Genomic DNA, 6,867 nt, shown 5'->3' with positions numbered 1-6,867 from the left:
CGCTCAGCGCTCCGGCCGTTTTATGTGGGTTTTACTGCTTCGTGAAGACCATGGGGAACAGATCGCCCAGCATCTCGCTGAGAGACTGCAGGTCCATCGCGTCGCCCGTGACGGACGTGAAGGTCAGCTTGCCGCCCTCGAGCGTGTAGGAAACATAGTCCTCTTCGGAGAAGTCGGCTTCCTGCTCCTCAAAATAGAGCTTGCCGTCAGCTGCCTTGTAGACGCCGGACTCCTCGTCCTCTTCCAGAGAGCTCAGCAGGGACTCTTCGTCGAGCTGGCTGATCTGTTCGGCGACATAGTCCGAAACGCTGGAGCCGGTGCTCTGCTCGAAGGCAGCGTCGAAGTCCTCGCGGGACAGTCCGGATTCCTCGGCGGTCTTGTAGAGCGCCGCCTCAATGGCGGAGCCGCAGCCCTGCAGATAGGTGTGCAGCGCGGTAACGGTGGCTTCCTTGTCGGCCTGCATGGAATAGGTGCCGTCTTCGCCCAGCGTCAGAGTGTAGGGAACGGGCAGGGTCAGGTCGGCCAGATCCTCTTCGGCAAGGCCGAGCTGGGTCATGGCGGAGTTCAGGGCAGGGGCCAGATCGAGATCGATCTTGTAGGTACCGGGCAGGTCGGACTTGCCGCCGCCGCAGCCGGCGAGCGCAAGGACAAGGGCCAGCGCCAGCAGGCACAGTGCGAGAGACTTTACATGTTTCATGATTTTCTTCCTTTCTTCTTTGCAAAGAATGCAAGTTGATTATAGCATAACGGGATGTGGGTGTCAATCCATCGGGCGGCCGTTTAGAACGGTTTCTGCCAGCCGGTCGCCCTCGTAGCGGAGCTTCAGCGAAAAAAACGGCACATGCTCCCGCATAAGGCGCAGGAAAATGCGGTCCCCCTCCCACTGCGGCAGGGCGGCGAACTGTGTCTCCGGGATCCACGCCAGCTCGCCCTCGTCGCAGTCCCGCAGGCTCCCGCGGCAGGCCGAGGCGTGGAACAGGTGCATGTATTCGCCCTCCCAGCAGTCGCTGACGAAGGTCACGATGCCGCAGTAGCGGTATTTTGTCAGCTCCAGTCCCGTTTCCTCGCGGAATTCGCGGCGGACGCAGTCGTCCGGGCTTTCGTTTTCCTCGAATTTTCCGCCGATGCCGATCCATTTGTCGTGATTCGGATCGTTTTTCTTTTTGTTGCGGTGCAGCAGGAGCCAACTCCCGTCCTGCTCCAGATAGCAAAGCGTGGTATTTTTCATAGCGATCTCCCGAAAAAAGCCCCTGCAATCGCATGACGGTTGCAGGGGCCGGTTTTATTCTGCGGCGCTGGGATCGGTGGCGGGGTTCACGATGACTTTCACGGCGTTGTGCAGGTTCTCTGCGACGCAGTGCGCCTGTCCCTTGGCCTGCTCGCCGTCGAGCGTCCAGTCCATGTCGGCGGGGGCGTCGATCTCCAGATGGCTGGCGCTCGTGAACGTCAGCATGGGCGTGTGGTAATCCTGCGTCGTCAGGGCCAGCACGCAGTCGCTCAGCTCCATCAGGCTCTGCGGCTTGCGCACGAGCAGCAGCTCGAACACGCCGTCGTTCATGTCCACGATCTCCGGGGAGAGCGTCAGAATGCCCGCAACGGATGTGGAGTTGCTGATGGCGCCGAAGATATAGTCGTCCTCGAGCACGGTCTCGTGGTCGAGCAGAAAGCGCACATGGCGGCTGCGGATGGACGGCAGCTCCTTGATGCCGCCGAGCACATAGGCCAGATGGCCCAGCGCATTTTTTACGCTCTGCGACGTGGCGTAGGATGCGCGGGTGAACGCGCCGAACGAGGCGACATAGGAGAAGCAGCGGCCGTTGAAGCTGCCGAGGTCCAGTGTGCGCGGCTCGCCCTCGACGATGTCGCGCGCGGCCTGCAGCAGGTTGCGCGACAGGTTCATGCTGCTGGCAAAGTCGTTCGTGCTGCCTGCGGGGATATAGCCGATGGGCGTGTCGCTTCCGGCCGCATAGACACCGGAGACGACCTCGTTGAACGTGCCGTCGCCGCCTGCGCAGACCACGCAGTCGAATTCGCGGCAGCGGGATGCTGCGACCTGCGTTGCGTCGCCGCGGGCAGCTGTGGTATAGACCGTGACGTCATAGCCGCCGCGGTTGAAAATGCTGACGATCTCCGCCAGCGCGCGGTTCGCGCGCTTTTTTCCCGAGCAGGGGTTCAGAATGAGCAGCAGCCTCTTCATCGCACGATCCTCATGCGGAAACGCACCCAGACAAAGATGCAGCCTGCGGCGATCACAAGGCCGATGCCGAGCAGCGCCCACTGCTCCTTGGAGCGCGGCTTGCGGATATGGAACGGCATCACAAAGCTGGCGCCAGTCAGCGCCATAACAACGAGCAGCGCCCCATGCAGGATCGCGGCACGCTGGAAAATATCGAGGAAGCAGAAGAAAAACGGGAAAATGAGCGCGGCTGAGGTGATGGGAAGGCCCGTGTAGGTCTTGCGGCACTCGTCCGTCTCCTGCTGGCGCAGCTCCTCCGTCACGTTGAAATAGGCAAGGCGAATGAGCCCGGCGAGCACATAGAGCGCCGCGATCAGCACGGCATACCAGACAGAGCCGCACACGACGATCGTGATGACGGCGGGCAGGATGCCGAAGGCAACGATGTCGCACAGAGAGTCAATCTGAATGCCGAAGCCCTTCTGCTCCGCCGTGCGGTTCTTCTTCGTGCGGGCGACGCGGCCGTCAAACATATCGCAAAGGCCGCTGAACATCAAACAGAGGATTGCCAGCAGCGGGTGGTGGGCGACGGCCAGCCCGATGCCGGTCACGGCAGACAGCAGGCTGAGGTAGGTCAGAATGACCGTGTAATCATAGAAACCAATCATAAATAACTCCTTCTGCCGCAGGACGGCACCGGAAAACGGACGTCGGATAGACGAATCATAGTCGTCTTGTTATTATCCCACATTTTCGGCGATTCGTCAAGTCCCGGTATTTTCCGACAGAATGCGGCAGAGCAGGACGGAAAAGGCGTGGTCCTGCGCGGGCTTCCGGGCAGCCGTACGGTGCAGGCGGACACCGCCGCGGCGCAGGCGGGCGGACTCGGCGCGAACGGTGAGCAGAGCGTCGATATTGTCCTTTGTGTAGGCATGGCCCGCCGGATGCAGGGCCTGCGCGCTGCGCGCAAGGCACAGGGCGGCAAGGCCGTAGTCCTGCGTGATCACAACGTCGCCGGGGCGCAGGTGCGACAGCAGCAGATAGTCCGTGCTGTCGTGCCCGCAGTCCGCAACAAAGACCTCCACGCCGGGAATGGAAAAGACATGCGCCGTGTCGCAGAACAGCAGACACGGCACATGGAAGGCGGCGCATTGCCGCACGGTCTCGCGGACGACGGGGCAGCCGTCCGCATCGATCAGAACGCGCATGGGCTTCAGTGGCGGGGCGTCAGCAGGCCGCGCTTGTCGTGGATGACATTGCGCGGGCAGGCCATGGCGCACATGCCGCAGGAGAGGCACTTATCCGCGTAGATAAAGGCGCGGTTTTCCGAAACAACGATGGCTCCGGCCGGGCAGGTGCGCTCGCACAGACCGCAGCCGATGCAGCTCACGGCGCAGACATCGCGGCAGCGGGCGTCCTTGTTCGAGCAGAGGACGACAATGGGGTTGTCCTCGAGCCGCAGGTGGATGACGCGCTGCGGGCAGGCCTGATAGCACGCGCCGCAGCCGATGCAGCGGCTCTCGTCGACCTCGGCCACGCCGTAGGAGTTCAGCGAGATCGCGCCGAAGCGGCAGACCTCCATGCACGCACCGCAGCCGGTGCAGCCGTAGAGGCAAAGATCGTAGCCCTCCGGGCTCTGGTTGGCGCGGCAGCCGCCGTTGCAGTGGACGCAGGCAACCTTGGACGGGAACTTCTTTCTGACTTTCATCTCATGCAACCTCCCCGTTATTTGCGTGCATAGGGCGTGCCGGTCAGCGGCAGACTGGTGCGCGGCTCGCCGTCGAGCCGGTAATAGGCGTCCGCAATGGCCGGTGCGGTGGGGATCGAGGTGATCTCACCGATGCCGATCGCGCCGCAGGCCACGTTCAGGCCCGGCTTGTCGATGACAATGGCCTTGATCTCCGGCACCTGATGGGCACGGAACAGGCCGAGCGTGCCGAAGCGCGCCGTCGGATGGCAGTTTTCGTCGATGGGATACTGCTCCGTCAGGGCATAGCCCATGGACATGACGACGCCGCCCTCGATCTGGCCCTCGCAGGAGAGCGGGTTGATGGCCTTGCCGACGTCGTGCGCGGCTATCATTTTGCGGATGAGGCCGGTCTTCTCGTCGAGGATGCAGACCTGCGTGGCGTAGCCGTAGGCGACGTGGGAGACCGGGTTCGGCACATCCGCACCGAGCGGGTCGGTCTTCGCGAGGTATTCGCCGTAGAATTCTTTCCCGATGAGGTCGCTGAGCGACTTTCCGGCCAGCGCCTCGTGGAGCTGCAGGCAGGCGCGGCGGCAGGCCTCGCCGGTCACAAGCGTCTGGCGGGAGCCGGACGTGTCGCCGGAGTCCGGGGCGATCCAGGTGTTGGAGCGCTCATAGACAATGTCGTCGCGGGAGAGGTTCGTGTTTGAGCAGACCATCTGCACCAGCACGGTGCCGAGGCCCTGCCCGATGCACGAAGCGCCGGAATAGATATGGACCTTGGAATCGCCCTCGACGATGAGCTTGCAGCGGCCCCAGTCCGGCAGGCCGACGCCGAGGCCGGCATTCTTCATGGCGCAGGCGATGCCCTTGATCTTGGCGTTGTCGTATTCGTCCTTTACGGCAAGGAGCGTCTCCACAAGGCCGGTAGAGTCATCGACGATCTGCCCGTTCGGCAGCACACCGCCGGGACGGATGGCGTTGCGGTAGCGGATCTCCCACGGGGAGATGCCGACAAGGTCGGCAGCGCGGTTCAGCAGCGTCTCCACGGCGAAGCACGTCTGCGTGACGCCAAAGCCGCGGAACGCACCGGCAGGCGGATTGTTTGTATAGTAGGCATAGCCGTCGATCTCGAAGTTTTCGTAGGCATAGGGACCGGCGGCGTGCGTGCAGGCGCGCTCGAGCACCGGGCCGCCCAGCGAGGCGTAAGCACCGGTGTCAGAGACGACCTTGGCCTTCACGCCCTGAATGATGCCGTTTTCGTCCACGCCCATGGTGAAGTCCATCTCGAAGGGATGGCGCTTCGGGTGGATGAGCAGGGACTCGGCACGCGTCAGCTTGCACTTGACGGCGCGGCCGGTCTTATAGGCAATGAGCGCGGCCAGCGGCTGGACGGTCATGTCCTCCTTGCCGCCGAAGCCGCCGCCGACGAGGGCATTCTGGATCTTGACCTTCTCGGGCGGCAGGCCGAGGGCCATCGTGACCTCGTGCAGCGTGGTGTGGGCGCTCTGGTCCGTCGTGTAGAGGCGGATGCCGTCTCCGTCCGGCACGGCCACGGCGCATTCCGGCTCAAGGAAGGCGTGCTCCGTGAACGGGGTGGAGAAGTGATCCTGCACGACAAATTTCGAGTGGGCAATGGCCTCCTCGGCATTGCCGCGGGAGACGTGCTTGTGCGCCAGCAGGTTGCCCTTGCGGTGGACGAGCGGCGCATAGGGCGCGGCCGCCTCCTCGGGGTTGTGCACGGCGGGCAAAATCTCATATTCCACCTTGACGAGCTTCTTGGCCTTTTCCAGAATCTCCGGCGTCTCGGCTGCGACAAGGGCCAGCGCGTCGCCGAGGAAGTGGACGACACCGCCGACGGGGACCATGACGTCCCAGTCGTGGACGATGTGTCCGATGATGTTCTCGCCCGGCACATCCGCTGCGGTCAGCACGCAGATAACGCCGGGCAGCGCGGCCGCCTTGGACGTGTCGATGGACAGCACGCGGGCGCGCGGATATTTGCTGCGCACGGCGGAGCCGTAGCACATTTTTTCGGGGTAGTAATCGTCGGGGTATTTGCCGGTGCCGAGGACCTTCTCCTCGACGTCCAGACGCTGGACGCGGGAGCCGATCTTCCAGTCCGTCGTGGCGGGCAGGGGGATCTTCTTTTCGCGCAGGATCTTCCCGGCCAGACGGATGGCCTCGACGATCTTGACATAGCCGGTGCAGCGGCAGTAGTTGTTGCGGATGGCCCAGCGGATCTGCTCCTCCGTCGGGTCCGGCGTGCGGTCGAGCAGGGCCTTGGCGCACAGCACCATACCGGGGATGCAGAAGCCGCACTGCACGGCGCCAGCCTCGCCGAAGGCGAAGGTGTAGGCAGCCTTTTCAAAGTCGGAAAGGCCCTCGACCGTCAGGATGTGCTTGCCGTCGAGCCGCTCGGTGTCCGGAACGCAGGCGCGGCAGGGCTCGCCATTGATGAGCACGGTGCATGCGCCGCAGGCGCCCTCGCTGCAGCCGTCTTTTACGGAGGTGAGATGCAGCTCATCGCGCAGGTAGCGCAGCAGCTTCTGCTTTTTGGCGACGGTAACTTCGGCACCGTTTATGTAAAATGTTGCCATGGAAACAGGTCCCCTTTGTAAAATAATCCGGTCGCAGCCGGTGGACGGGCTCGTATCACTCAGATTATACTATAAATAGAGAAAGCCTGCAAGGCAGAGACTAACTTTTTTTGCGATTTTTTTCTGAATTTTGACTTATAACAATAAAAAACTACAAGGAAATCGCGATTTTTCTATCGATAAGCTAAAACTTTTTTTGTACCCGGCAAAAAATGCGGGAAAGGATTGAAAATCGGGCGTGGATTTGGTACACTATCTAAGAAATGAAAATGCGGAGTTTCGGCTTTTTTGCGCCGCATGCGCCGCATGGGTAATATAGCAGACTGTCAAAAAACCTGCCAAGCCAAAAGTTTCGGAGGGAAGAAAAGTGTGAAAGGAAACCGTCAGGGTGTCCTTTCGCGTTC

General features: G+C 62.1%; 7 protein-coding genes. All 7 read right to left on the bottom strand.

Annotation, left to right across the window (positions count from 1 at the left end):
• Positions 1-31: 31 nt before the first annotated feature.
• The 7 genes from WMO66_RS01265 to xdh all read right to left on the bottom strand — a co-directional run bounded on the left by WMO66_RS01265 (position 32) and on the right by xdh (position 6,463).
• On the bottom strand, positions 32-697 hold the full coding sequence (locus WMO66_RS01265) for a hypothetical protein (RefSeq protein WP_349134598.1): 666 nt from the start codon (positions 695-697) through the stop codon (positions 32-34).
• A gap of 63 nt (positions 698-760) precedes the next feature.
• Positions 761-1,228 (bottom strand): NUDIX hydrolase, encoded by a 468-nt coding sequence (locus tag WMO66_RS01260; RefSeq protein WP_349134597.1) that lies wholly within the window; start codon positions 1,226-1,228, stop codon positions 761-763.
• A gap of 54 nt (positions 1,229-1,282) precedes the next feature.
• On the bottom strand, positions 1,283-2,197 hold the full coding sequence (locus WMO66_RS01255; RefSeq protein WP_349134596.1) for a diacylglycerol/lipid kinase family protein: 915 nt from the start codon (positions 2,195-2,197) through the stop codon (positions 1,283-1,285).
• The gene (locus tag WMO66_RS01250; protein WP_349134595.1) at positions 2,194-2,844 is read right to left on the bottom strand and encodes a CDP-alcohol phosphatidyltransferase family protein; all 651 of its coding nucleotides are present in this window, start codon (positions 2,842-2,844) and stop codon (positions 2,194-2,196) included. Before WMO66_RS01250 ends, WMO66_RS01255 begins: the two co-directional genes overlap by 4 nt.
• A gap of 96 nt (positions 2,845-2,940) precedes the next feature.
• On the bottom strand, positions 2,941-3,384 hold the full coding sequence (locus tag WMO66_RS01245; protein WP_349134594.1) for a YaiI/YqxD family protein: 444 nt from the start codon (positions 3,382-3,384) through the stop codon (positions 2,941-2,943).
• A 5-nt stretch (positions 3,385-3,389) separates the two neighbouring features.
• The gene (locus WMO66_RS01240; protein ID WP_349134593.1) at positions 3,390-3,884 is read right to left on the bottom strand and encodes a 4Fe-4S binding protein; all 495 of its coding nucleotides are present in this window, start codon (positions 3,882-3,884) and stop codon (positions 3,390-3,392) included.
• Between the two features lie 17 nt (positions 3,885-3,901).
• Positions 3,902-6,463 (bottom strand): selenium-dependent xanthine dehydrogenase, encoded by a 2,562-nt coding sequence (gene xdh, locus WMO66_RS01235; RefSeq protein WP_349134592.1) that lies wholly within the window; start codon positions 6,461-6,463, stop codon positions 3,902-3,904.
• Positions 6,464-6,867 lie beyond the last annotated feature (404 nt).

It is taken from the genome of Faecousia intestinalis (assembly GCF_040096185.1).
Lineage (GTDB): Bacteria > Bacillota > Clostridia > Oscillospirales > Oscillospiraceae > JAZOXB01.
This window is presented reverse-complemented; position numbering and strand designations above follow the sequence as displayed.